The sequence below is a fragment of the Azohydromonas caseinilytica genome (assembly GCF_012927045.1).
In the GTDB taxonomy this organism is placed as follows: Bacteria; Pseudomonadota; Gammaproteobacteria; order Burkholderiales; family Burkholderiaceae_C; genus Azohydromonas; species Azohydromonas caseinilytica.
On the sequence record NZ_JABBFW010000012.1, the window covers coordinates 67,623 to 92,427 of the forward strand.

A 24,805-nucleotide genomic window follows, 5' to 3' on the forward strand; every position below is an offset into this window, starting at 1 on the left:
CGCTTTTGGGCACGGGTGCTGGCGCCGCCGGCTGGAGCAGCCGGCGACGCCATGGGTGGCGGCAGCCGGCCTCAGCGCGGCATGCCCAGTGCCCGCTCGGCGATCTGGTTGAGCTGGATCTCGTTGGTGCCGGCGTAAATGGTGTCGGCGCGGCTGCCCAGCCACAGCAGCTGCAGGCGCTGTCGCGTGGTGTCGTCGTCCACCACGTCGCCCGCGGCGCCCAGCACGTCCATCGCCAGCCGACCCAGGTCACGGCGCCAGTTCGACCAGGCGTACTTCGAGGTATAGGCCGCGCCCGGCAGGGCGCCGTCCTGCGCGCCCAGCAGCCGCAAGGCATGGAAGCGCAGCGTGGCCAGCCCCAGGGCCGCCTGCGCGATGCGCTGGCGCAGCAGCGCATCGCGCGCCGCGCCATTGGCGCGGGCGGTCTCGATCACGAGGTCGAGCTCGTGCCTGAAATGCGCCTGCTGTCCGAGCGTGGACACCCCACGCTCGAAGCCCAGCAGCGCCATCGCCACCTTCCAGCCCTGGCCCGGTGCGCCCAGGTGCAGCGCGCCCTCGGTGCGGGCGCCGTCGAAGAACACCTCGTTGAACTCGGCGCTGCCCGTCATCTGCCGGATCGGCCGGATCGTGATGCCGTCCTGGTGCAGCGGCACCAGCAGCAGCGTGAGCCCCTGGTGCCGCTCGGAGCCGGGCTCGGTGCGCGCCAGCACGAAGATCCAGTCGCTTTCATGCGCCCACGAGGTCCAGACCTTCTGGCCGTCGATGACCCAGTCGCCGCTGGCGGCGTCGCGCCGCGCGCGGGTGCGCACGTTGGCCAGGTCGGAGCCGGCGCCCGGCTCCGAGTAGCCCTGGGCCCAGTACGCGGTGCCGGCGCGGATGCCCGGCAGGAAGCGGGCCTTCTGCTCGTCGGTGCCGTAGGCGATGAGCGTGGGGGCGAGCAGCTGCTCGCCGATGTGGCCCAGGCGACCCGGGCCGCCACCGCGCACGTACTCCTCGTGGAAGATCATCTGCTGCGCCAGCGGCATCGCCGCACCGCCGGCTTCGCGCGGCCAGCCGATCCCCACCCACCCGGCCCGCGCCAGGGTCTGCTCCCAGCGCTTGGCCAGGGCCCCGTCGAAGCCCGGTGCGCCGGGGCCGTGACAGCCGCGCAGCGGCTCGAATTCGCCTTGCAGGTGCGAGCGCATCCAGCCTTGGACATCGGCGCGGAAGGCTCGCTCGTCATCGGTCTCGATCAGGTTCACGGGGCGCGCTCCAGGAGTTGAGCGGCGACGCGCTCGCGCCACCAGGACAGCGGCTGCAGCCGCTGGCTGTCGGCCTGCGCGCGCTTGAAGTACAGCTGCGGGTCGTATTCCCAGGTGTAGCCCACGCCGCCGTGCAGCTGGATCGCTTCCTGGGCGCAGAACTGCGCGGCCTCGGTGGCCTCGCAGCGAGCCTGCGCGGCGTGGAAGGCCAGCGTCGCGGCGTCGGGCTCCAGGTCGGCCACGGCCGCCGCGCCGTAGACAGCGGAGCGGGCGCTTTCGATGGCCACCAGCATCTGCGCGCAGCGGTGCTTCACGGCCTGGAAGCGGGCCACCGGCTGGCCGAACTGCAGCCGCTGCACGGTATAGGCGGTGCTGAGCTCCAGGCACTGCTGCGCCGTGCCTAGCTGCTCGGCCGCGAGCCCGATGGCGGCCAGGTCACGCGCGCGCCGCAGTGCCTCATCCAGCGTGTCGCCGCGCCCCAGGCAGGCGCCGGCCGGCAACACGATGCCCTGCGCCTGCACCCGGGCGCTGCGGCGCGTGGTGTCGATGCTGCGCAGCGGCTCGATGCGCAGCGCCGGGCTGCCGCTGCTCACGGCCAGCAGCACGGTGGCGCCGGCCGGGTCGGTGGCCGCCAGCAGCAGCGTGTCGGCCCAGGCGGCCGAACCCACTTGTGCCCACGTACCCTCCAGGCGCCAGCCGCTGCCGTCGGGCAGCGCACGTGCCGCACCGGCTTCCAGCGCGCAGGCAACCACCTCGGTGCCGCGCTCCACTTCGGCCAGCTGCGGCCGCCCGGCGTCCGCCAGCCCGCGCAGCAGCGCCGCGGACAGCACGACGCTGTCGAAGAACGGCACGCAGGCCAGGCGCCGGCCCAGCTGCTCCTGCAGCAGCGCCAGGCCGACCCAGCCCAGGCCAAGCCCGTCCTCCTCGGGCGGCGCTTGCACGCCGCACCAGCCCTGCTCGGTGATGCACTGCCACAGCGCGCGGTCGAAGCCGTCCTCGCTGGCGGCAGCGCGCCGCATGGCGGCCGAGTCGCAGGCCTCGGCCAGGAAATCGGCCGCGGCCGCGGCGATCAGCCGCTGGTCCTCGCTCAATGCCAGGTCCATGCCGGCATCCTCAGCTGCCGTACACGCGCTGCGGCGGCACGCTCTCGGCGAGGAGCCGATCCACCACCGGCCCCAGCTCCGCGGGCTGCCAGCGCGCGCCCTTGTCGATGATGCGGCCGGTACGCCAGCCGTCGGCCACCGAGAGCTCGCCGCCCTTGGCTTCGAAGCAGCGGCCCGTGACGTGGGCGGACTGCACGCTGCCCAGCCACACGACGATGCCGGCCACGTTCATCGGGTCCCAGGCGTCGAAGCCGCTCTCGGGCTTCTTCACCATCTCCGGCATGGCGCTCTCCGTCATGGCCGTGCGCGCCGCGGGCGCCAGGCAGTTGACGGTGACGCCGTAGCGGGCCAGCTCCGCCGCCTGCACCAGGGTCAGACCCGCCACGCCGGCCTTGGCTGCGCTGTAGTTGCTCTGGCCGACGGAGCCCTGCAGGCCCGCGCCGGAGCTGGTGTTGATGATGCGGGCATCCACGGGCTGGCCAGCCTTCTTCTGGTCGCGCCAACGGCGGCCCAGCACGCTCGCCAGGCAGAAGTGGCCCTTGAGGTGCACGCGCATCACCGTGTCCCAGTCGTCTTCGGAGAGGCTGAGGAACATGCGGTCGCGCAGCACGCCGGCGTTGTTGACCAGCACCTGCACATCGCCGAACTCGGTCAGCGCGGCATCGGCGATGCGCTGCGCACCGGCCACGGTGGTGATGTCGCCTGTGTTGGCCAGCGCGCGGCCTCCGGCGCGGCGCACCTCCTCGGCCACGGCGCGCACGCCGTCCTCGCGGATGTCGTTGACCACGACATTGGCGCCCTCGGCGGCAAAGGCCAGCGCGTACGCGCGGCCCAGCCCGCCACCGGCGCCGGTGATGATGACGGTACGCCCGTCGCAGATCCCCATGTGATGTGTCCTTCCTGGCGGTTGATGCATGGCGCGCCCGGCAGGCACGCCGCGGCGGCTGCGGTCAGGCCTGAGCCGCGTCCTTGTCGAGCAGCGCCTTCTGGGACACGCTGAAATCGTGGCCCCACAGGCTGACCCGGGTGAACTCGTGCACGACGTGCTCGGCCCAATCGACGACGGCGCCGCCGCAGCCGAACTCGATGTCGAAGCCCGAGGGCGTGCGCATGTAGAAGGAGATCATCCGGTCGTTGGTGTGCTGGCCCAGAGTGGCCGTCTGCAGCGCCTGGTGCGCCTGCATGCGGTCGATGGCCCGGCCCACCTCGGCCACGTCGTCCACCTCCACCATCACGTGCACGCAGCCGCTCTGCGCCGGGAAGCCCGCCAGTGCCAGGCTGTGGTGGCGGCCGTTGCCGCAGTGCAGGAAGTGGATGGGCAGCACCACGCCGGTGGTGCCGGGCGGCTCGAAGTTGTAGATATCCGACAGCCCGAAGCCCAGCACCTCGCGGAAGAAGCGCACGGTGGCCTCGAAGTCGGGCGCGGGCAGCACCGTGTGGCCCATGCCGATGTCGCCGGTGACGAAGCGCGGCACGCCCGCCGGCGAGGCGAAGCGGATGAAGTCCGACTTGAAGCCCCACACCAGCTCGTGGCGGTTGCCCGACGGGTCGGCAAAGGTGGCGAGCTGCCGGGCGCAACGGCCGCGCGCCAGGGCGCCGTCATCGAGCTCCACGGCCACGCCGGCCGCGCGCAGCGCCGCCAGCACCGCCTCGAAGTCGGCCTGCGTGCGCGTTTCCCACCCCGAGGCCACGTAGCGGTCGTGCGCGCCCGGCTGGACCAGGAAGCGGAACTGCCGCTCGTCCATCTTGACGTGCAGGCCGCCCTCCAGGGTCGGCGCGGTCATCATGCCGAGCACGCCCTCCGCGTAGGTCTTCCAACGCGCGATGTCGGTGGTCTCGGCCACGACGTAGGCCAGGGCGCTGATGAGGCTCATGGTGGTTGTCTCGTCCAGGGATTGCGGCCCGGGGGCCGGGAGTGGATGCATTCTTGGAAGGCGGCGCGGCGGGTTCATCGTCCGATGGGACTACGGCCGCCGGCGCTGGCCGGTTGCCCGCGCACCGGCCGGCGCCGCAGCCGGGCTGCGGCTCGGTCAGGCCGGCGACCAGGCCGGGTAGTCGGTGTAGCCGGCGGGGCCCGGCGTGTAGAGCGTGCGCCGGTCGAAGCCGGCCAGCGGCAGGCCGTCGCGCAGGCGCTGCACCAGGTCCGGATTGGCAATGAAGTGGCGCGCGAAGGAGACCGCCGCGCCCTCATGCCGTGCCAGCGCGTCCTCCGCGCCGGCGGCATCGAAGCCGTCGTTGAGGATGAGCCGGTGGCCGAAATGCTCGCGTGCCAGCGTGAAGGCATCGATCCTGGTCTCCGGCGCGCGCATCACGTGCAGGTAGGCCAGGTCCAGCGTCGCGGCCTGGCGCATCAGCTCGGCATGCGACGCGGCCGGGTCGTCGTCGCGGATGTCGTTGTAGGTGTTGCCCGGGCGCAGCCGCAGGCCCACGCGCCCCGGGCCGATCGCCTCGGCCATGGCCTGCAGGCACTCGAAGGCGAAGCGCGCGCGGCGCGCCACCGTGCCGCCGTACTCGTCCTCGCGCCGGTTGCTGCCGCTGCTGAGAAACTGCATCGGCAGGTAGCCGCTGGTGCCGTGCAGCTCCACGCCGTCGAAACCCGCCTCGCGGGCGTTGAGCGCCGCCTGTGCATGCTCGCGCACCACGGCCCGCACCTCCTGCGTGGTCAGCGCCTGCGGCTCGTCGAAGGGCTGCATGCCGGCGGCGTCGGTCCACACCTCGCCGGCCGCGCGCAGCGCCGAGGGCGCGACGGTCGGGATGCCCGCGGGCTTGATGTGGCGGCTGCCGATGCGCCCGCCGTGCATGATCTGCAGCACGATCAGGCCGCCGCGGGCATGCACGGCATCGGTCACGCGCTTCCAGCCGGCGATGTGGGCCGCGGTCTTGATGCCCGGCTGCCGGCAGTAGGCCTGCCCCGTGACACTGGGCCAGGTACCCTCGGCCACGATCAGCCCGGCCTCGGCGCGCTGGGCGTAGTGCTGCGCCATCAGCGGCCCCGGCGTGCCGTCGGGATCGGCGCGGTTGCGCGTCATCGGCGCCATCACGATGCGGTTGGCCAGGCGCAGCTCGCCCAGGACCAGCGGCTGCAGCAGGTGCCGGCGCGTCATGCGCCGCCTCCGGCCGCGGCGGCACGTCGTTCGCGCGCCATGGTCAGCGCGGTGTCCTCGATCAAGTCTTCCTGGCCGCCGACCATGCCGCGCCGGCCCAGCTCCACCAGCAGCTCGCGCGCGGGCACGCCGTAGCGCTCGCCGGCCCGCTTGGCGAACAGGAGGAAGGAACCGTAGACGCCGGCGTAGCCCAGCGTCAGCGCATCGCGGTCGATGCGCACGGGGAAGTCCATGATGGGCACCACCTGCTCCTCGGCCACGTCCTGGATCTTCCACAGGTCCACGCCGGTCGCCACGCCCAGCCGCTCGCACACCGCCACCAGCACCTCCAGCGGCGTGTTGCCCGCGCCGGCGCCCAGGCCGGCCGCCGCCGCATCGACGCGCGTGGCGCCGCTCTCGATGGCCGCCAGCGAGTTCGCCACGCCCATGGCCAGGTTGTGGTGGCCGTGGAAACCCAGCTCGGTCTCGGGCTGGAGCGCATCGCGCACCACCTGCAGCCGCGCCTTCACATCCTGCGGCAGCATGTAGCCGGCGGAGTCGGTGACGTAGACGCAGTTGGCGCCGTAGCTCTCCATCAGCCTGGCCTGCCGAGCCAGAGCCTCGGGGCTGCTCATGTGCGCCATCATCAGGAAGCCCACCGTGTCCATGCCCAGCGAACGGGCACGCGCGATGTGCTGCTCGCTGACATCGGCCTCGGTGCAGTGCGTGGCCACGCGGATGGTGTGCACGCCCAGCTCGTGGGCCATCTTGAGGTGGTCCACCGTGCCGATGCCCGGCAGCAGCAGCGCCGACACCTTGGCCTGCTTCATCAGCGGGACCACGGCGCCCAGGTACTCCTCGTCGCTGTGCGCGGGGAAGCCGTAGTTCACCGAGGCCCCACCCAGGCCGTCGCCGTGCGTGACCTCGATCAGCGGCACGCCCGCGGCGTCGAGCCCGCAGGCGATGGTCTTCATCTGCTCCAGCGTGATGCGGTGCCGCTTGGGATGCATGCCGTCGCGCAGCGTCATGTCGTGCAGCGTCACGCGCTGGCCTTGCAGGACAGTGCTCATGGTCTCTCTCCTTCAGGCAGCGGTGGCCGTGGCGGCGGGTTGCAGGACCAGCTCGCCGCGCAGCATCTCGTGGGCGAACATCTCGGCAGTGCGCGCCGCGGCGGCGGTCATGATGTCCAGGTTGCCGGCGTACCTGGGCAGGTAGTCGCCCAGGCCTTCCACCTCCAGGAACACCGACACCCGCTGGCCGTCGAACACCGGGCCGTTGACCAGCCGGTAGCCGGGCACGTACTGCTGCACCTCGGCCACCATGCGGTGGATGGACTCGGTGATGGCCTCGCGGTCGGGCTCGCCCTCGGTGAGGCAGTGCACCGTGTCGCGCATGATCAGCGGCGGCTCGGCCGGGTTGATGACGATGATGGCCTTGCCCTTCCTGGCGCCGCCGACCTTCTCCACCGCGCCGGCCGTGGTGCGCGTGAACTCGTCGATGTTCTTGCGCGTGCCCGGGCCCACCGAGCGGCTGGAGACGGTGGCCACGATCTCGCCGTAGGCGACCGGCTGCACGCGGCTCACGGCGGCCACCATCGGGATGGTGGCCTGGCCGCCGCAGGTGACCATGTTGACGTTCATCTCGCGGCGGCCCAGGTGCTCGCGCAGGTTCACGCTGGGCACGCAGAACGGCCCGATCGCCGCGGGCGTCAGGTCGATCATGAGCACGCCGAGCTCGTTGAGCTTGCGGCTGTTCTGGGCATGCACATAGGCGCTCGTGGCGTCGAAGGCGATCTGCACGCCATCGGCGCGGACATGCGGCAGCAGCCCGTCCACGCCTTCAGCCGTGGTCTTGAGGCCCATCTCGCGCGCGCGCTGCAGGCCGTCGGAAGCCGGGTCGATGCCCACCATCCACACCGGCTCCAGCACCGGGCTGCGTTGCAGCTTCATCAGCAAGTCGGTCCCGATGTTGCCCGGGCCGATGAGCGCACACTTGATTTTCTGGCTCATGTAAGGCGATCCTCAGTCGGTGAAGGAAATGCAGCAGCCGCCCAGGCCTTCGACCTGCATGTCGAAGCGGTCGCCGGCAACCACCGGCACCAGCGGCGCCAGCGAGCCCGACAGGATCAGCTCGCCGCGGCGGAAGGGAATGCCGTAGGCGCCCAGCGTGTTGGCGAGCCACGCCACCGCCTCGGCCGGGTGCCCCTGGACGGCAGCGCCCGTGCCGCTGCCGCAGGTCTGCCCGTTGCGCGACATCGTCATGCGCACGGCGGCCAGGTCCAGCGCCCGTGGGCTCGTCCGCTGGGCACCGATGACGAAGACGCCGCAACTGGCGTTGTCGGCCACCGTGTCCTGGATGCGGATGCGCCAGTCGGCAATGCGCGAGTCCACGATCTCGAAGCACGGCGCCACCCAGGCCGTCGCGCCGAGCACGTCCTCGCGCGTGACGCCGGGCCCTTGCAGGTCCGCATCGAGCATGAACGCAATCTCGCCCTCGGCCCGTGGCTGGATCAGCCCGCTCTTGCCCAGGCTGACACAGGCGCCATCGCCCACCTGCATCGCGTCCGTGAGGAAGCCGAAGTCCGGCTGGAACACGCCGAGCATGTCCTGCACCGGCTTGGAGGTGACACCGATCTTCTTGCCGATGACGCGCTCGCCGTCGGCTTCGCGGCGCTGCAGCAGCCGCAGCGAGACGCGGTAGGCGTCCTCCACGGTCACGCCGGGGTGGCGGTCGCTCAATGGAGCAAGCGTGCGGCGCTCGCGCAGCGCCGCGTACAGCTCGTCGCCGAGCCGGTCGATGAGGTGAGATTCCATCATGGCAGTGCCGTGGCCTTCAGGATCGAAAAATATGTGGTTGCATTCGTCAACCATGGTGCAGAAAGTCTATGCACTGCTGGTTGAACCACTCGCGGTGCTCGACCTGCACCCAGTGGCCGCAGCGGTTCACGAGCACGACCCTGGCATCAGGCACGCCCGTGGCGAGCTTCATGGCGCCCTGCACCGGATTGAACTGGTCGTTCACGCCCCAGAATCCCAGCACCGGGCAGCCGATCTGGCCCAGCCGCTCGGTCATGTCGGGGACCTTGAGCACGCTGCGGGCAGCCTGTGTCTGCAGCGCAGCGATCGGCGCGCGCTCGGCGATGATCTCGTCGGTCAGCAGCGCGGGATCGAACAGTTGCAGCCGCATCACCTCGCGCATCGCGTCGGGGCCGGAGCGGCCCGACTGGTAGACGCTGAACATGTTGGCGATGCCCGGCATCGCCAGGTAGGTGTCAAGATCCTCCACGCCGCCCGGGGCCATCAGGATCAGGCGGCTCACGCGCTCGGGGCACGCCAGCGCCAGTCCCAGCGCGACGGCTCCACCGAGCGAGTTGCCCAGCAGCGTCACGCGGTCGAGGCGCAGTGCGTCGAGCAGGCCCTTGACCCCGGCCACGAAGAAATCGAGGTCGTACTGCGGGATGTCAGGCTTGCTCGAAAGCCCGAAGCCCAGCAGGTCGGGCACGATCGCGCGAAAGCCCGCTGCCGCAACGGCGGGGAAGTTGCCCTTGAAGTTGCTGTAGCCGCTGGCGCCGGCGCCAGCGCCGTGCAGGAACACGACAGCCTCGCCTTCGCCCATGTCGTGGTAGTGGATGCGCTGAATTTCGCCCGCCACAGGTGCGATGTCGGCGTAATGGCCAACGGGAATGGGCGTCGCGGTGGAGTTCATGTCGGCTCGGCGCTGGGCGCGGAATTGCGATGTGCCCGGATGATTTAGATGACGTCGTCCGCGGGCATCGTCTGCACGGACTAGGGCAGCGCTGGGCCGGGCCGCCGTCCGAAAGGACGATGTCCCGGGGCGGGACGGGCATCAGCATGGACGCCGTGTCTTCACACCAGGACCACGAGCTCATGAACGAGCAATCCAACCCCGACCAGGCTGCCGAGGTGCTGGTCACGCGTCCGTCGGAGGGCGTCGCGATGGTGCGGCTCAACCGCCCGGAGGCGACGAACGCACTGAGCCTGCCGTTGCAATCTCAACTGTCTTCGGTATTCGAGGAACTGTCGCGCGACGACGGCGTGCGCGCGATAGTGCTGACCGGTGGCGAGCAGGTGTTCGCCGCGGGAGGCGACATCAAGGGCCTCATCGACGCGGGACCGATCGACATCCTCAAGCGCCATACCGAGCGGGTGTGGGCACCGATCGAGCGTTGCCCCAAGCCCATCGTCGCCGCCGTGTGCGGCTATGCCTTCGGCGGCGGCGCGGAGCTGGCCATGCACTGCGACATCATCGTCGCGGGCCGTGGTGCCAGCTTCGCCCAGCCCGAGATCCGCATCGGCATCATGCCGGGCATCGGCGGCACCCAGCGCCTGGTGCGCGCGGTGGGCAAGTTCAACGCCATGCGCATGCTGCTCACGGGGCGGCCCGTCGGCGCCGAGGAGGCCCGGCTCATGGGCCTGGTCAGCGTGGTCGTGGACGACGACCAGGTCGTTGGCGAAGCGTTGGCCATGGCGGCAGCGATCGCGGCCATGCCTCCGCTGGCGGCCATGCAGATCAAGGAGGTGGTGCTCGCGGGCCTCGATGCATCGCTGGAGGCGGCGCTGATGCTGGAGCGCAAGGCCAACCAGCTGCTGTTCGCCACACGCGACCAGAAGGAGGGCATGCAGGCCTTCGTGGAGAAGCGCAAGCCGAACTTCGAGGGCCGCTAGGCCGGTGGCGCTGCACGCCTGCCACGAGGGCGTGCAGGCCACCGGCGTCAGAAGCGCGTGGGGCGTGCGGCGGCATCCACGCCGCCGTCGACCAGGAGCTGCGCGCCGTGGACGTAGCTCGCCTGCGGTCCGAGCAGGAACGCGATCACGGCGGCGATCTCCGCGGAGCGGGCACGGCGCGGAATGGGCGCCTTGAAGCTCTCGATGGCCGGACCATAGCGGGGATCGGCCAGCCCGGCCTGCAGCAGCGGCGTTTCCACCGCACCGGGTGCCACGGAGTTGAGCCGCACGCCGGCGGCCCCCCAGGCAGCCGCACGGCGACGCACCGCCACCGTCAGCGCGTTCTTGGATGCCGCGTACGCCAACTGCCCCGCGCGCTCGCCGGCGGCTTGCAGCACGGCCTGCGCGGCAGCCTCGTCGCCCGCGTCCAGCACCGTGGCCAGCGGGTTGCGGTCCCAGTCGAGCTGGGTCGATGCCACGGAGGACACCACCACGGCCGAGGGCTGGTTGCCGCCTCGCAGCGCCGGCAGCAGCGCGTCGAGCAGTTGCACGGCGCCGAAGTAGTTGACGGCCAGGACACGCGATGCGGGTTCCACGTGCGGGCCGAGTCCCGCGCACAACACCAGATGGTCCAGCCTGCCACCGCAGCGCGTGAGCAATGCGTCAGCTGCCGCGGCTCGGCCCTGCGCCGTGGAGAGGTCCGCGCTCACCTCGGCGTCGCGGAGGTCCACGCCGATCACCGCGTGGCCCGCGGCATGCAGCGCAAGCCGCGTCGCGGCGCCGATGCCGGATGCGGCACCCGTGATGACGGTCAGTGGCATGGAATCCTCCATTGGCAAATGCACGCAGTCTGTCGGGAGGACGCCGCGCCGGCCTCGCTCAAACGGACTAGACGCGGCCGGTGGCCGCTCCACGCTTCAACGGCGTGGCTTCGCGGCTCCGGTTGGAGCAGGCGGGAGTGCCGCGGTGTCGACTTGCGCCACGAGGTGGGCGACGAGCTGTTCGGCCGACGGGGTCCATCCCGGCCCGGACTCGTTGGCCACGGTCTCGGCCAGCCACTGGAAGAAGTTGGCGCGCACTATGGGTTTCTTCAGCTTCGTGGCGGCGAAGTCCCTGAGCAGATAGGGATAGCGTTCCCGGGCGAATGCCTCGAACCGCTGCAGGTAGTCGTCCTGGACCTCCACGGGCAGTTCCGGCCAGTGCGCCTTGGCACTCTCGACGCGGCTGGCCCTAAAGCCCTCCAGCGCCAGCCGCATGCCCTCTTCCGGCGTGGGTGGCCGCCTGGTGGCCGGCCCGCTGCCGCGCGGTAGGGCCTTGGCCTGGCCGCCGGCTCGGACCTGGGCGACCACATACCCCGCCGGGTTCTGCAGGCCCGAGGACCGCTCGGCGTCCTCGACGCCGGCACGCACGCCTTCGCTGCCGTACTGCCGCACGAGGCCGCGGGCCACTTTCTCGCTCACGCCGACGCTCACGGCGCTGTCAACGGCGGACTGTTCCTGCTCGGAGAGCGTCTCGCGGCGGGACACCGCAGAAGGCTTGCGGGGCTGGATGCGAAACTGCAACTCCCGAACGGCCCTGCCCTCCTTGATGAGGATGGGTTCCACCAGGAACTCGTCCTGCACGGCGTTGAGCTCCTTCACCGCCTTTTGCACGACGTCACGGTTGAAATACCGGAACTCGCCGTAGCGCTCCCTGGCCTCGGCCTTGTGGCGTCCGTAGCGGATCTGCGAACGGATCCTGGCGCTCTCGTCGGACTCGCCGGTGAGGATGGAAACCCATTCCTGCCACGGGCGCCGCATGGTGAGCCCGCTGGGATTGGTGCGGTAGCGGCAGACGATCTCGTACAGGCTCAAGGTCGAGTTCAGGCCGATCTGCGCCACGACGCCCAACGAGAGCATGTAGTAGTGCTGGTAAGCCCGCAGCTCCTTGAGCAAGGTCGGCGGCAGCGACCACTCGATGCACTCGCGGCCGGCGGCGTTGGTGACGAATTCGACGCTGCCAAGCAACTGGCTGGAAGCCCAGGTGCGGATCTCGCCCGTCTGCGAATTGCGCACCGACTCGGACCACTCGACGAGCGTGCGCTGGCATTCGCGGATGCTGTCCTTGATGTGCGCGTGATCGCGGCTGGAGAAGCAGGCGTCACGCATCAGCGTCTTGACCGGAACTCGCCAGACCATCCCGTCCGCGATCTTGGCCGGGTCGGTGGTCAGGGAGTAGCTCACCAGCAGCAGCCAGGCCTTGCGGCTCCACAGCGTGATGCGCCGCGTCTTGGGTTCCAGTACCGCCATCTCGACCGGCTTGCGCACGGTGCGCAACTCCCCGTCGGCGCGGCGCAGTGTCCCGGGAGCCACTTCCGCATGGCTGTCGAGTTCGAGAGAAGCTGGCGCAGCGGGAAGTTCCCGTGGCTCGCGGCTCGCATCCTGCCCCTCGAACAGTGTGGGCTGGACCTGGGGCGTTGAACGACGCGGCATGGAACGTGAGATCAGAAGGGCTCCGGATTCTCACAGCATAGGTAGCGTGCAGCAACCTCCAAGTGCTCCAGTGTGATGTGCACTTTTATTCCTCTTCTGGTGCACTTGGGTTGATGGCAATTGAGAACAACAGAATTCAGACAGATTGAAACACTAATTGAGAGTTCAAAAACCTAAACACTGGCAACGACTTAGCGTCGATCTGGTGAGAAGTTTTGTGCGTTGACGTGAGCGCCGTTGTGCATCTCGGTGAGTGGAAACGTGCAATTCGGCGGCATCGCGTGAGTGGATTTGTGCCGTGCCGTGAGTGGAAACATGCTGCTGGCGCAAGGCTCACGTGAGAACTTTTGTGCTCGCGCTGCGTCCATGCTGTCCTCAGTGTTTACCCCTACATCCCGACTTCAATACCGTCATGCCTGCTGCAACGGAGGGGCCGGAGCGATGTGTGAGCCATTTTGTGCAGGTCGGGTTGCACCTTGTGCACGCCTATCGGCTGAAGCGCGTCGCGGCATCCTTCATTCGGACCATTGCACGCACTCGAAGGTCCTGAGCGTCGATTTCCCCCGATAAGCGTTGCGATCGCGCGCTGTTGTGCTTGCGTGGTGGCTTACTGGTCTTGCGTGAACGTATAGTGCTGGACGCAATCAAAAATCTTCCGAAGACAAAAACGGTTGCGCATCAAAGATTCATCTTCGCAAAGGAAAAATGAATGGCAGCTGATCCGGTGTCCGAGACACCCTCCCTCACCCGCGGCGTGACGCTGGACGATCTCAACCAGCTGGATTTCCAGATCAGCTCGATGATGGAGCGCATCCGCTCGGCGATCTACCGTCCCACCGGCGAGAAGCGCGCGCCGAAGTTCAACGCGACGCAGCTCGCCGCCCTGTGCGGCAAATCGCACGCGGCGATGCTGCGCCTGCTGGAGAAGTCCGCGGAGTTCGGCCTGGCCAACGGCCTGGTGACCGACCAGTCGGGCAACAAGATCGCGCAGCACCGCTCCTTCACGCTGGAGGAGACGATCGACTGGGTCCGGCATGTCGGCGGCCGCCGCTACGTGCGCCAGGAGGGGCAACCCGGGACCGTGATCTCCGTGGGCCTGTTCAAGGGTGGGATCGGCAAGACGACGCTGGCCACGTCGCTGGCGCAGGGTCTGTCACTCAAGTCGTACTCCGTGCTGCTCGTCGACCTGGACCCGCAAGGCAGCGCCACGGCAGTGATGGGCTCCAACCCGGGCGACGTCAGCGCGGAAGAGACGGTGGAGCCCGTGACGCGGGCACCCGGAACCGACGGCTACCGGGCCTCGCTGGCCGAGTCGATCCGGCCCACGTACTGGAGCGGGGTAGACCTCATTGCGGGCTCCACCAGCCTCTTCGCGTCCGAGTTCTATCTACCGCTGCGCTCGATGGAGGCCCAGCGCGAAGGCAAGCAGTTCAACTTCCTGGAGGTGCTCAGCCACGCGCTGGAGCCGCTGCGCAGCGAGTACGACTACATCGTCCTCGACCTGCCGCCGGCGCTGTCGTACCTGACCATGAATGCGTACTGGGCCTCCGATGCACTGGTCCTGCCGGTGGTGCCCGAGGGCCTGAGCCTGCAAAGCTCGGTGCAGTTCTGGAACATGTTCACCGACTTGGCCGAGACGATGCGCCGGGTGTCGGACCGCGAGCGGCTCTTCGCCTGGCTGGGCGTGGTGCCCAGCATGGTCGAGTCGCACAAGGGCCGCGTGCAGGAGATGCTCAAGTGGATCCGGATGTTCTACGGCCAGTACGTGATGAGCAGCGAGCTGCCGCTGACCGAGGCGATCAAGACCAGCGGCACGGAGCTGGCCACCGTGTACGACGTCGAGAAGTATGTCGGTTCGGCCAAGACCTATGAGCGCGCGCGCGTGGCGTTCGACAAGTTCGTCGACGAGGTGGACTTGATGACGCGCCGCCATGTCTGGAACGAGCCGGTTTCGGAGGAATGACATGTCCAAGGGTGTGAAGTCCCATCTCAGCGGCATCACGGCGATGCTGCAGGATGCCGCGCCGGTGACGCTGCGCCCGCGTGGCAGCGGCGCCATCGGCGCGCCGGTGCAGCTGGCGCAGCTTTCCGCCGGCTACCAGCAGCTGCAGACCAAGGTCCAGGAACTGGAAAGCAGGGCAGGCAGACCGGTCGTGCTGCCGATTGATGCCTTGCAGCCCAGCCGTTTCCAGACCGCGGGCCTGGACGAGGCGCGGATTGAAAACCTGCGCGCCAACCTTGAACACAACGCGCTGGCATCACCGGTGGTGGTGCGCACGGCTGGCGAGGGCGTCTACGAGATCGTTGCCGGACACCATCGCGTCGAGGCGTTCCGCCGCCTGAACCGCCAGGAAATCGATGCGGTCATCAAGGACTACGCCGATGACGAGGCGATGGCCCTGGTGTTCTTCGACAACTTCCTGGCGCCGGAGATCCCGGACTTCCACAAGTACCTGGGGTTCGAGCAGATCCGCCGTGCCAGCGGGATGTCGCAGGAGGCCCTGGCGAAGAAGGCGGGCGTCAGCCGCTCGCTCGTGACCCAGCTCTTCAGCTTCGAGCGGCTGCCTGCATCGGCGCTGGAGCTTATCGCGGCCAGCCCCAGGGCCGTGGGCGCCAACTTGGCCCAGGGCCTGGCGCAATACGCTGCCGATCAGCCGGAGCGGGTCACGGAAGCCATCCGGTTGGTCATCGAGAAGAAGCTCGACCAGTCCAAGGCCGTCGCGATGTTCCGCGAAGGAACACCGAAGCCGCGGGCCACTCCTGCGACGCCGGTGGTCATCCGCAGCGGACGCAAGACCTTCTGCGATGTGCTGGCCAGCGGCAACCGCGTGGTGGTGCGCTTCAAGTCCGCTGAGGATCAGGCTCGGGCTGCTCAGGCCATCGAAGACCTCTTGCGCACTCTCGCCAGGGACGAGTGAAGCATCGGCCAGACAAGACCAGGAGGGCCGTACGGCCCTCTTTTTTTGTGTCCTGCCTGGGCAGCGTCGTGCAAGTCCCTTGCCGAAATGGCCACTGCAGGGCATGCGAGGCGGGCCGACACGAAGCCTGACGCGCGGCGTGGCAAGCGATCGGAGGTCCATGCTACCGCTGCGCAGCCCGCTGGACCGCGCTGAGAGCATGGGTCAGGCGGCGCCGGCGCAGCATGCACAGACACCCTGGCCGCCGACGACCTGCCGCAGTAGGTAGGGTTCCGGAAGAACATGGCCCTGGCGCGGAAGTGCGCGAAGGTCCGCAAGAGCGGTGGTGGCGCCAATTGGACGCTCGGTACAGGGCACGGCCAAGGGCATCGCAGAAGCGCGTGGCCCGTGCTCAGGCAGCGGCTGCTCGAAAGCACTTTCCGGCTCGAGCCGGTGCGCCGTACAGCCCGGCCCGTACTGAACGGCGGGGTAGCGCTCTGGGAATCCCGACCAGGCTGGACTGGCAGATCCAGCAGGCCCTGTCACAGGTCCCGCAGCCGCAAATCGGTTTGCCGTTCAATGCGTACAGCTCCACTTTGATACGACCTGCTTCTCCAGCGTAGCGGTGCTGCCTCCACGCGAAGGCGTGGCAGCTTCCAGTTGGTGGAGCCGTCCGGGCATGCGGTTACGGTAGGGTAAACCCCGTCTTTCAAGGGAAAGGGGCGTTCGCTGCAGGCAGGCCGTCACTGGCGGCGTCGAAAATCACGAGCAGGCTCGCCGGGGCAGCGAGGTCACTGGCGTCGAGGCACCGCTCCCGCTCATCCTCTCCGGCGTTGCCGAACCAGAAGCCATCGGACTGCAGGCATGCGCGCATCCTGCGCCCCGCGTGACCTGAACTCAGCACGCGTCGTGCTGTGCGGGTGCCGTAGAACGTCGGGTAATGCTCATGAACTGTCCGCGGCAGCAAGCCCGCGACCTTCGATTCCTGGACAGCAAAGGAAGAGCCGTTCGTGTCGCCAAGCAGTGTCCATCGCCATTGCCGCTCAGGCCAAAACACGTGTTGCTATAGAATAACAACCTTATAAATCAACAACTTAGATTCGAGCTTGGGCAGAGGTTGTCTAGCCTAAAGCACTGGACGGGCGTCCTTGATCGGTTGTACGGAGGTTGGCGCTGCTACAACCGTGAGAAGTTTTGTGCAGATCAATGCAGTGCGGCGCCGCGTTCACGGCGCTGTGTCAGCGCCGATCTGTGAGAGCTTTTGTGCAGAGCCAAGATGTCAGTCGGGGAGGCGGAAGCTTCTTCAATCAGCAGTTCGGCACCGCGTTTGCACCGGCAGGAGCCTGACTACGCGCAACTGCACCAGGAGCTCAAGCGCCCGGCCGTGACGCGGCAGCTGTTGTGGAAGGAGTAGCGGTGCGGCGAGCAGGCCTACCGCTGCAGTGCCTACTGCGAGAAGGACCGCGCCTGGGCCAGGACGCTCAAGCGCTCCATGCGCCAGGTGCACCCGGCTGGCGAGCGGATGTTTGAGTCCTGGAGCCGGGCAGACGGTTGCGCTGGTCGATGCGCTGACGGGCGAGATCCGGCGCGCCCAGGTGTTCGTGGCGGTGCTGGGCGCGTCGAACTACACCTACGCCTGTGCCACGCCGCAGCAGACGGCGGCCGATTGGGTGGGCGCCATCATCGTGGCGCTGGAGTTCATCGGCGGCGTGCCGCGGCTGCTGGTGCCCGACCGGCCGCGCGCGCTGATCGCCAACCCCGACGCCTACGAGCCCGTGACCGCCCGGCTGGTGCAGGAGCTTGAAGAGCACTACGGCGCGGCTGCGCCACCGCCGCTTCTTCGGCTTGTGCGAGCTCAATATGGGCGGCCGGGCTGCTGGCCGAGTTGCACCAGCGCCCCGTCAAGAAGCTGCCCTGCACCCAGCACCGGCCTTCACGGCGCTGGACGAGACGGTGCTCAAGGCGCTACCGCTGCAGCCCATGGTGCTGGCGCAGTTCAAGCCGGCGCGCGTGAACATCGGCTACCACGTGGCCTCCGAGGGTCGCTCCTACTCGGTACCGCACCAGCACGTAGGCGCCGCGGTGGAGTTGCGCATCACGGCCACGACGCTGGAGGTGCTGCTGCGCCGCCAGCGCATCGCCGCACACGCCCGCAGCGCCCGCGCGGGCGGCTTCACCACGGTGGCCGAGCACATGCCTGCCTCGCACCGGGCGCACCGGCAGTGGACGCCGGCCACGCTCATCGGCTGGGGCGGGCGCATCGGCGCAGCCACCGCCACCGTGGTGCGCTGGCAGATGGAGCACCGCCCGCACTCCGAGCAAGGCTGCCGCGCCTGCCTGGGGCTCATGCGCCTGGCGCGGTAGTACAGCGCGGGCGGCTGGAGGCGGCTTGCGCCCGCGCGCAGTCCATCCTGGAATGCGGCCTGGAACGCCAGGGTTCGACCGCGCTGGGCGGTGCCACGGCGCCGATGCCCGTGCACGACAACGTGAGCGGGCCTGGCTACTACGGCCACCACTGATGCGCCGGATCGACGCTGACTATCAACAAGACTTTCCTCCCCCTGCTTCACCAACACACCCTGGGCCAACTGCGCAGCCTGCGCCTGGACGGCATGACTGCCGCGCTCAACGACAACGCCACCCAGGCCGCTGCCGAGGAGCCGCCATGGCCACAACCTGATCCCCACAGGAGCCACCGGTTGCGGCAAAACGTGGCGCCTTGGCGCAGTAGGCCGCACGCCAGGGCTTCACGGTGCTCTACACCCGGGCCACGAGGCTGCTGCAGGAGCTGCAGGTGGACCACGGCGACGGCAGCTACACCCGTCGTCTGGCATAACTGGCACGGCTTGACCTGCTTGTGCTCGACGATCCGGCCATCAATGGATGCCTGGTAGTTCGACGCCTTCGACTGCTGCTACGCGCGCGCCGTGCTGGGCGTACTGGCCGCGGCGCGCGCGCCTGTCCATTGGAACGGTGGCAGCGGTGCTGGGCGTAGGACCAGCCGCCGTGAAGGCGGTGCGCCAACTGCCGCCCGATTTCCTGCCACTGCGGCTGCCGCAGGCTGTGGCGACGGCGCTGTGCATTTCCTACGCCAACGGGGCATGTTGTCGTGCCTCGCCCGAGCCAGTCTGTGGCCGGACCGGATCGCGACCAGCAGAGCGAAACGCAGTAGTGATGGCAACTGCAAGTGCTTGTCGAGCTTGAAGTTGCGGACGCCACATCACCAAGTTGTCTACTTGTTTATAAATTAAATTATAGGAGATTATTAACAGTTATCTGCCTTATCAGCCATGGCAACTATCTGCGGATACCAAAAACGGCGTTGGGAAGGGCGCCTTGGCTTTGAAACGACTCGGACATCGCATACTCGCCGAATCGTCAGCAGTCCTGCGGAGATCAGTTATGACTTCTCGAGCCGCTGCTGCCCCGGAGCGCCGCCAGTTGACGGTGATGTTCTGCGATTTGGTCGGCTCGACCGCAATGGCGCAGCGGCTCGACCCCGAGGACTTGCGCGCCTTGATCCTGCGCTTCCAACAGCTGGTGCGCGACCGGGTCGCGCGCTATGAAGGCTTTGTTGCTCGCTACATGGGCGACGGGGTGCTGGTCTACTTCGGTTACCCGGTGGCCCACGAAGACGACGCCGCGCGCGCCATCCACGCCGGACTCGACCTCGTCCACGCCGCGCAGCTGCTGCGCCCGCCGCTCGACTCTTCCGTGCAGCCGACGCAGCTGCGCGTCGGCATCGCGACCGGCGTGGTCGTGGTCGGCGACCGTATCGGGGCGGGTGCCGCGGAGGAGGCGGCAGCCGTAGGCGAGGCGCCAAATTTGGCTTCGCGGCTGCAGTCGTGGGCTGAGCCGCAGACCGTGCTGGTTGCTGATCGAACGCAGCAACTTGCCGGATCGCGCTTCGTGTACGCGCCGCCGCGCGAGCTGGCGCTCAACGGCTATTTGCAGCCGGTGCGTGCCTGGGCCGTGGTGCGCCCCAACCCCAAGCGCAGCCGCTTCGATCAAACCCATCCTGTGGCCCTCACCCCGTGGGTTGGCCGCGCCGACGAACTCTCGCGGCTGCTCGATCTGTGGCGCAACGCGACGCACGGCGTCGGCCGGCTCGTGCTGGTGGTCGGCGAGGCGGGAGTTGGAAAGTCGCGCCTCGTGCAGACGCTGGGCGAGCGCATCGTGGGCGCGCCGTTCTATCGCATTTGCTATCAATGCTCGCCGTACCACGTCGACAGCGCATTGCATCCGTTCATCCACCAACTGGAGAAAGCGGCCGGGTTCGCTCCCGGTGAGGCGGTGTCCAGCCGCCTCGACAAGTTGCGCCGGTTGCTCGACGCTGCCTCGCCGGCGCTTGCCGGCGCCACGCCACTCTTCGCGGAACTGCTTTCCTTGCCAATGGAAGGGCCCGCGCAGTCCTGGCCTCCCGAGCGGCGCCGGCGAGAGACGATGGCGGCCATTCTTGGGCGCCTGCGTGAGCTGGCTTTGCAGCGTCCTGTATTGCTGGTTCTGGAGGACGCACACTGGGTTGATCCCTCGACGCTGGAGTTGCTCGGCCTACTGGCCGCGGCGTTGCCCAGGCTGCCCGTGCTGCTGGTCGTGACCTCGCGAGTCGCAGACACCGGCCAGGCCTGGCTGCAAGGACCGCACGCGAGCGTGCTGAACCTGCAGCGGCTGACGCCGCAACAAGCAGCGGAACTGGCCAGCCACGTCGCTATGCCGACGCCTGCAGCGGCTGAGCAGTTGGCGCAAGTGGTCGAGCGCGCTGATGGTGTGCCGCTGTTCATCGAGGAACTCGCGAAGGCGATCGGCGGGGGGCTGCCCACCTCGGAGATTCCGGGGTCGCTGCACGACCTGCTGATGGCGCGCCTGGACCAGTTGGGCAGCGCAAAGGAAACGGCGCAGGTCGCGGCGGTGATCGGGCGCGAGTTCTCGCGCGAGTTCCTGGAAGCGCTGCTGCCATTGCCCAGAACCGAACTTGACACAGCGCTTGCAACGATGGTCGACACGGCCATCGTGCAGCGGCGGCCGCAGGGGCAGGTCTTCGCGTTTCATCATGCTCTCATCCAGGACGTGGCCTATGGCAGCCTGCTGCGCACTCGGCGCTTCGAGCTGCACGGCGCGATCGCCGAGGCGATCGAGCGTCTGGATGCTTCGCGCGCCCACACCGAGCCGGAGCTGGTGGCACGCCACTACGCGCTGGCCGGGCGGCCGCTGCCGGCAACGCGTTGGTGGGCACAGGCAGCGCTGCGCGCCCTCGGGCGCTCGGCCAATATCGAAGCGTTGCGCCATAGCGAGCGCGGCGGCGAGCTCTTGCCGGCGGTACCCGAAGGCGCCGAGCGCGAGCGCTTGGAGTTGATGCTGGCAATGCTCGGCGGTGCCGCCCACCGAGCCCTACATGGCTTCGCGTCGATCCATGCCGAACGCTGTTTCGCGCGCGCGCTTGAGCTGAGCGAGAAGCTCGGCGATGTCGCGACCCAGGTCGATGTGCACCGCGGCCTCTTCTCATGGCACTACGCGCGAGGCGAACTCGGCCTCGCCCGAGCCCAGGGCCAGCGTGTGGCCGATATCGGCAACAGCAGCGGCGACCGCGCCGCGTGCATGCTTGGCCAGTGGATGCTCGGCTCGATGTCGATGTGGCAGGGAGAGTTCTGCGCTGCAAGCCGCGAACTCGAGCTGGCGGTTTCGCTCTATCGCCCCGAGGAGCACCGCTTGAAGACGTTGGCGGCCCAGATCGACCCGGGTGTCAACGCGATGGCGCACCTGAGTTGGGTGCGCTGGATTGCCGGCGACAGTGACGGCGCAGTGGAAGCCGGCGCGCGCGCGGTGCACGCAGCGCGCAGCCTGGCGCAGCCCTATGCACTGACGATGGCACTCTTCTTTGCCTGCGCCGTGCGTGCCTGTCGCGGCGAGCACGATCAGGCCGAACCACTGCTTCGTGAGCTCTTCGCGGTCACCGGCGAGCACCGCCTGGACTTCCTGCGTGCATGCGCCTGGATCTTGCGTGGCCAGGCTTCGATTGCTGCCGACCGCTGCGAGGATGGGTTGTTGGCCATCGAACGCGCGCTGAGCGAATTCGACGAGCTTCACGCCGGAATCGGCCAACCCTGGGCCCTGGCCATTGCGGCGTCTGGCTGTTCGCGTCTGGGCCGGCGCGATGAAGCGCTGCAGAAAATCGCGGCCGCCTTCGCTGCAATTGAGCGGCACGGCGAGCGACACTGGGAGGCCGAAGTCTGGCGTGTCAAAGGCGAGCTGCTCTGGCCCAGCGCGCAAGCGCGCGGCTGCCTGCTGCGTGCGGCCGACGTCGCAGCGCAGCAAAGCGCTGGCGCGCTGCGGGCGCGAGCGCTGGCCAGCCTTGCGAGCCTCGAGAAGTGAACACGAGGAGGGCAGCATGACAGCTGGACCGAGATTCAGGGAACCGATCACGATCCACAACGTGAGCTTCGGCAACCGCCTGCTGCGATCCTCGGTCGGAGGCCGTACCTGCAACTACGACGGCACCGTCACCGACGTCTGGAAGAACTTCGAGAAGCGATTTGCCGACGGCGGCGTCGGCGGCATCGTCTCGACCACTTTCCACGTCAACAAGGAGCGCCTGTCGCCGCCGCAGTACCCGTCAATCGCGACAAGGCGGCACATGCTGCACCTGAAGCAGCGGCTGCCGGAGATTCAACAGGGCGGACGCTGCCGCTACATCGTGCAAATCGGCGACCCGGGATACGTCACGTACAGCAGCCTGTTTTCGGAGGACCAGGATGGCCTGAGTTCGTCGGACGGGCGAGACTTTGCGTTCGGCTACAACAGCCGCCGCCACGCGATGAGCCCGCAGCAGATCGAGCGCTCGATTACCGAGCACGCCGCGGCGGCTTCACGCGCGCGTGAAGCCGGTGCCGACGGCATCGAGATCACTGCCGGCAAGGGCTATCTGATCCACCAGTTCCTGAACCCGGCGATCAACCGGCGGCAAGACGACTGGGGTGGCAGCGAGGACAAACGCTTCCGCTTGCTCGACGAGGTTTTGAAGGCGGTTCGGGCAGCGGTGGGAAAGGACTTCCTCGTCGGCGTGCGCTTGTCAGGGGCCGACTTCAATGCCAGCCCGCTGCTGCTTAGCTTCGGACGCTGGCCCTCGCCGCTGGTTTCCACAGCAATGCGCCGGGGCAATGATGTCGATCAGATGGCACGCTATGCAAAGCGGATGCAGGGGGTCGACTACCTGCATGTGGTGGCCGGGTATGGCTTCCCCAACCCGCACGACGTGGCAGGAGCATTTCCGTTTCAAGAGATCCGCATCTTCTTTGACTCAGTGCGCCATCTGAGCAGCAAGGCCGGGTGGCGTGCTGCCTTAGCCCACTTCCCGCTGCCCGTGCGCGCACTCCACTGGTTCACGAACCTCGGCTGGAATCCTGCGTTCAGAAGCCTGGGCCTTGCCAATGAACTCAAGAAGCAGCTCCCGAGCATGATGGTGATCACCAACGGCAGCTACGAGACGCTGGAATCACTTGACAAAGGGCTTGAGCACTGCGACTTGGTCTCTATGGCGCGCGCGTTGATCGCCAATCCGGATCTGATCAGTGCCTATCTCAATCACGACAAGGATGTGCCTGAAACGAAGCGCTGTACGCGCTGCAATCGATGTGTTGGCCGCACCACGACCAGCCCGCTCGGCTGCTACGACGTCTCGCGCTTCGGCGGCTCGCATTCGCGCATGCTGTCCGAGATCATGAAGTGGAACCGACCCGATCGGGTTCCCGGCGAGGAGGACGAACAGCAGCCCGACGCCTGAGCACCCCTTCGGCGCCTCAACTCAGATCGCACTGATGCCATAGCAGCGCCACCATGTGTTTCAGGCCACCGGCTGGGCCGTTTTCGCAACCCGCTGGGCAGCCTCATCAGCTACCCGCAGAGCTACGCCGACTGGCTCATCGATTACGGGAAGCGGTATCGACAACACCGGCCGATTTCCACCGGTGGAGCGGAGTCGGCGGTCGAGTATGTCGTTGACCAGCGCATGAAGAACAAGGGCCAGACCCGTACAGCCGGTGACGGCGCGTACCTTCACGCTGCGCTCGACACCGTCCTCGACCAGGCGCAGGCCGTCGCGGTTCATGGCGTCCACGTGCGCGGCGTTGCGCGTCACCAGCGCGACCTCGCAGCCGCCCTCGGCCAGCACGCCGCCGATCGCGCATCCCAGGGCGCCTGCGCCCAGCACACAGATCTTCAAGTTCATTCCTTCGTCGTTGGCTGCTGCCGGCCAGAAACAGCGGATAGCCGCGACGATAGGCAGCAGTGAAGATGCCGGAAACCCAATGGGCGCAATACACTGAATTGCGAATCGCAATGCACAAGAACGCCACCTCATGAGCACTGAAGACGCTTCGCTGCCGGACATGAAGCTGCTGCGCCTGTTCGAGCTGCTCTACGGCACGCGCAGCGTCACGCGTGCGGCTGAGCAGCTGGGACAGAGCCAGCCGACGGTCAGCATCTGGCTGGGCAAGCTGCGCGAGCTGCTGCACGACCCGCTGTTCGTGCGCACGCCCGCAGGCATGCAGCCGACACCGCGCGCGGAGGCGCTCATCGGTACCGTGCGCGACGCGCTGGCCTGCGTGCGCCGGCTGGCCGAGGCCGCGCCGGAGTTCGACCCCGCGCAGGCCCAGCGGCGCTTTCGCATCTGCATGACGGACGCCAGCCACGTCACGCTGCTGCCGCAGATGCTCGCGCACGTGCGCGCCGTAGCACCGGGTGTGCGGCTGGAAGCGGCGCGCATCGATGCCGACACCGCGCGCGCCCTGGAGGCCGGCGACGCCGACCTGGCCATCGGCCTGGTGCCCGGGCTGGAAGCAGGCTTCTACCAGCAGACGCTGTTCGCGCAGGACTGGGTCTGCCTCGTGAACCGCCGCCACCCGCGCTTGGCTGACGGGCGGCTCACGTTGCGCCGCTACGAGGCTGAGCCGCATGTGGCCATCGCCTCAGGCACCGGCTACCAGTTGCTGGCTGCGACGCTGAAGGAGCGCAACATCAGGCGCGACGTGCACTTGGAACTGCCCGGTTTCCTGGGCCTGCCCGCCATCGTCTCCACGACGGACCTCGTGGCCACGCTGCCGCGCCACATTGGCGAGACACTGGCACGGACGGCCGATCTGGCAGTGCTCAAGTGCCCGCTGCCCATTCCGGGTTTCGAGGTCAAGCAGCACTGGCACGCGCGCTTCCACCACGACCCCGCCAACCGCTGGCTGCGCGGCGTGTGCGCGATGCTGTTCATGCAGGACGCCGCGCCACGCAAGGGCGTGGCGCATCCGGGCCGATGACGCCAGCCGTGCGTTCGGCCTTCAGG

Annotated in this window: 20 protein-coding genes; 8 read left to right on the plus strand and 12 right to left on the minus strand. The window is 68.4% G+C overall.

Features of this window, described 5'->3' with window-relative positions; genetic code table 11:
* Positions 1-71: 71 nt before the first annotated feature.
* The 9 genes from HHL10_RS17195 to HHL10_RS17235 form a co-directional block, all read right to left on the minus strand.
* Entirely contained in the window at positions 72-1,241 is a 1,170-nt protein-coding gene (locus HHL10_RS17195; protein WP_169161624.1) for an acyl-CoA dehydrogenase family protein, read from the minus strand.
* Positions 1,238-2,344: an acyl-CoA dehydrogenase family protein gene (locus HHL10_RS17200; protein ID WP_169161625.1), complete on the minus strand. Its 1,107-nt coding sequence runs from the start codon at positions 2,342-2,344 to the stop codon at positions 1,238-1,240. The genes HHL10_RS17195 and HHL10_RS17200 overlap by 4 nt, the downstream gene beginning before the upstream one ends.
* A 10-nt stretch (positions 2,345-2,354) precedes the next feature.
* Positions 2,355-3,230 (minus strand): SDR family oxidoreductase, encoded by an 876-nt coding sequence (locus tag HHL10_RS17205; protein ID WP_169161626.1) that lies wholly within the window; start codon positions 3,228-3,230, stop codon positions 2,355-2,357.
* 64 nt (positions 3,231-3,294) lie between these two features.
* Positions 3,295-4,218 carry a VOC family protein gene (locus tag HHL10_RS17210; RefSeq protein WP_169161627.1) on the minus strand — a complete coding sequence of 308 codons (924 nt, stop codon included), beginning with the start codon at positions 4,216-4,218 and terminating at the stop codon, positions 3,295-3,297.
* Between the two features lie 156 nt (positions 4,219-4,374).
* The gene (locus tag HHL10_RS17215; protein ID WP_169161628.1) at positions 4,375-5,448 is read right to left on the minus strand and encodes an alkene reductase; all 1,074 of its coding nucleotides are present in this window, start codon (positions 5,446-5,448) and stop codon (positions 4,375-4,377) included.
* A complete protein-coding gene (dmpG, locus tag HHL10_RS17220; protein ID WP_169161629.1) occupies positions 5,445-6,497 on the minus strand; it encodes a 4-hydroxy-2-oxovalerate aldolase in 1,053 nt (350 codons plus the stop codon). Before dmpG ends, HHL10_RS17215 begins: the two co-directional genes overlap by 4 nt.
* 12 nt (positions 6,498-6,509) lie before the next feature.
* Positions 6,510-7,436, minus strand: coding sequence for an acetaldehyde dehydrogenase (acetylating) (locus HHL10_RS17225; RefSeq protein WP_169161630.1), 927 nt, complete (start codon positions 7,434-7,436; stop codon positions 6,510-6,512).
* 12 nt (positions 7,437-7,448) lie between these two features.
* The gene (locus tag HHL10_RS17230) at positions 7,449-8,240 is read right to left on the minus strand and encodes a fumarylacetoacetate hydrolase family protein (RefSeq protein ID WP_169161694.1); all 792 of its coding nucleotides are present in this window, start codon (positions 8,238-8,240) and stop codon (positions 7,449-7,451) included.
* A 49-nt stretch (positions 8,241-8,289) separates the two neighbouring features.
* Positions 8,290-9,132: an alpha/beta fold hydrolase gene (locus HHL10_RS17235; protein WP_169161631.1), complete on the minus strand. Its 843-nt coding sequence runs from the start codon at positions 9,130-9,132 to the stop codon at positions 8,290-8,292.
* Positions 9,133-9,314: 182 nt separating this feature from the next.
* On the opposite strand from HHL10_RS17235, the gene HHL10_RS17240 reads away from it, so the two are divergent.
* A complete protein-coding gene (locus HHL10_RS17240) occupies positions 9,315-10,112 on the plus strand; it encodes an enoyl-CoA hydratase-related protein (RefSeq protein WP_169161632.1) in 798 nt (265 codons plus the stop codon).
* A gap of 47 nt (positions 10,113-10,159) precedes the next feature.
* Here HHL10_RS17240 and HHL10_RS17245 read toward each other — a convergent pair whose 3' ends face one another.
* Positions 10,160-10,933, minus strand: a complete 774-nt coding sequence (locus tag HHL10_RS17245) for an SDR family oxidoreductase (RefSeq protein ID WP_169161633.1) — start codon at positions 10,931-10,933, stop codon at positions 10,160-10,162.
* 96 nt (positions 10,934-11,029) lie between these two features.
* Positions 11,030-12,583, minus strand: a complete 1,554-nt coding sequence (locus tag HHL10_RS17250) for a replication initiation protein (protein WP_169161634.1) — start codon at positions 12,581-12,583, stop codon at positions 11,030-11,032.
* Between the two features lie 709 nt (positions 12,584-13,292).
* Between HHL10_RS17250 and HHL10_RS17255 the strand changes: the two genes are divergently transcribed.
* From HHL10_RS17255 to HHL10_RS17280, 6 genes are all read left to right on the plus strand, one after another.
* Positions 13,293-14,546, plus strand: a complete 1,254-nt coding sequence (locus HHL10_RS17255) for a ParA family protein (RefSeq protein ID WP_169161635.1) — start codon at positions 13,293-13,295, stop codon at positions 14,544-14,546.
* A 1-nt stretch (position 14,547) separates the two neighbouring features.
* Positions 14,548-15,501 carry a ParB/RepB/Spo0J family partition protein gene (locus HHL10_RS17260; protein ID WP_169161636.1) on the plus strand — a complete coding sequence of 318 codons (954 nt, stop codon included), beginning with the start codon at positions 14,548-14,550 and terminating at the stop codon, positions 15,499-15,501.
* Between the two features lie 1,779 nt (positions 15,502-17,280).
* A complete protein-coding gene (locus HHL10_RS17265) occupies positions 17,281-17,844 on the plus strand; it encodes a Mu transposase domain-containing protein (protein ID WP_169161637.1) in 564 nt (187 codons plus the stop codon).
* Positions 17,845-18,232: 388 nt separating this feature from the next.
* Positions 18,233-18,316, plus strand: coding sequence for a hypothetical protein (locus HHL10_RS31365; protein ID WP_375138960.1), 84 nt, complete (start codon positions 18,233-18,235; stop codon positions 18,314-18,316).
* Positions 18,317-18,882: 566 nt separating this feature from the next.
* Positions 18,883-21,849, plus strand: a complete 2,967-nt coding sequence (locus HHL10_RS17275; RefSeq protein WP_169161638.1) for an ATP-binding protein — start codon at positions 18,883-18,885, stop codon at positions 21,847-21,849.
* Between the two features lie 16 nt (positions 21,850-21,865).
* Entirely contained in the window at positions 21,866-23,257 is a 1,392-nt protein-coding gene (locus HHL10_RS17280; RefSeq protein WP_235971576.1) for an oxidoreductase, read from the plus strand.
* 60 nt (positions 23,258-23,317) lie between these two features.
* Here the strand turns inward: HHL10_RS17280 and HHL10_RS31205 are convergent, their stop codons facing one another.
* Positions 23,318-23,701 (minus strand): 2-dehydropantoate 2-reductase N-terminal domain-containing protein, encoded by a 384-nt coding sequence (locus HHL10_RS31205; RefSeq protein ID WP_310734620.1) that lies wholly within the window; start codon positions 23,699-23,701, stop codon positions 23,318-23,320.
* 130 nt (positions 23,702-23,831) lie between these two features.
* Between HHL10_RS31205 and HHL10_RS17290 the strand changes: the two genes are divergently transcribed.
* Positions 23,832-24,779, plus strand: a complete 948-nt coding sequence (locus HHL10_RS17290) for a LysR family transcriptional regulator (protein ID WP_169161640.1) — start codon at positions 23,832-23,834, stop codon at positions 24,777-24,779.
* Positions 24,780-24,805 lie beyond the last annotated feature (26 nt).

Coding starts and splice junctions, on each gene's coding strand:
- HHL10_RS17200 (WP_169161625.1), bottom strand. CDS start 2,344: ATGGACCTGGCATTGAGCGAGGACCAGCGGCTGATCGCCGCGGCCGCG.
- HHL10_RS17205 (WP_169161626.1), bottom strand. CDS start 3,230: ATGGGGATCTGCGACGGGCGTACCGTCATCATCACCGGCGCCGGTGGC.
- HHL10_RS17210 (WP_169161627.1), bottom strand. CDS start 4,218: ATGAGCCTCATCAGCGCCCTGGCCTACGTCGTGGCCGAGACCACCGAC.
- HHL10_RS17215 (WP_169161628.1), bottom strand. CDS start 5,448: ATGACGCGCCGGCACCTGCTGCAGCCGCTGGTCCTGGGCGAGCTGCGC.
- dmpG (WP_169161629.1), bottom strand. CDS start 6,497: ATGAGCACTGTCCTGCAAGGCCAGCGCGTGACGCTGCACGACATGACG.
- HHL10_RS17225 (WP_169161630.1), bottom strand. CDS start 7,436: ATGAGCCAGAAAATCAAGTGTGCGCTCATCGGCCCGGGCAACATCGGG.
- HHL10_RS17230 (WP_169161694.1), bottom strand. CDS start 8,240: ATGGAATCTCACCTCATCGACCGGCTCGGCGACGAGCTGTACGCGGCG.
- HHL10_RS17235 (WP_169161631.1), bottom strand. CDS start 9,132: ATGAACTCCACCGCGACGCCCATTCCCGTTGGCCATTACGCCGACATC.
- HHL10_RS17240 (WP_169161632.1), top strand. CDS start 9,315: ATGAACGAGCAATCCAACCCCGACCAGGCTGCCGAGGTGCTGGTCACG.
- HHL10_RS17245 (WP_169161633.1), bottom strand. CDS start 10,933: ATGCCACTGACCGTCATCACGGGTGCCGCATCCGGCATCGGCGCCGCG.
- HHL10_RS17250 (WP_169161634.1), bottom strand. CDS start 12,583: ATGCCGCGTCGTTCAACGCCCCAGGTCCAGCCCACACTGTTCGAGGGG.
- HHL10_RS17255 (WP_169161635.1), top strand. CDS start 13,293: ATGGCAGCTGATCCGGTGTCCGAGACACCCTCCCTCACCCGCGGCGTG.
- HHL10_RS17260 (WP_169161636.1), top strand. CDS start 14,548: ATGTCCAAGGGTGTGAAGTCCCATCTCAGCGGCATCACGGCGATGCTG.
- HHL10_RS17275 (WP_169161638.1), top strand. CDS start 18,883: ATGACTTCTCGAGCCGCTGCTGCCCCGGAGCGCCGCCAGTTGACGGTG.
- HHL10_RS17280 (WP_235971576.1), top strand. CDS start 21,866: ATGACAGCTGGACCGAGATTCAGGGAACCGATCACGATCCACAACGTG.
- HHL10_RS31205 (WP_310734620.1), bottom strand. CDS start 23,701: ATGAACTTGAAGATCTGTGTGCTGGGCGCAGGCGCCCTGGGATGCGCG.
- HHL10_RS17290 (WP_169161640.1), top strand. CDS start 23,832: ATGAGCACTGAAGACGCTTCGCTGCCGGACATGAAGCTGCTGCGCCTG.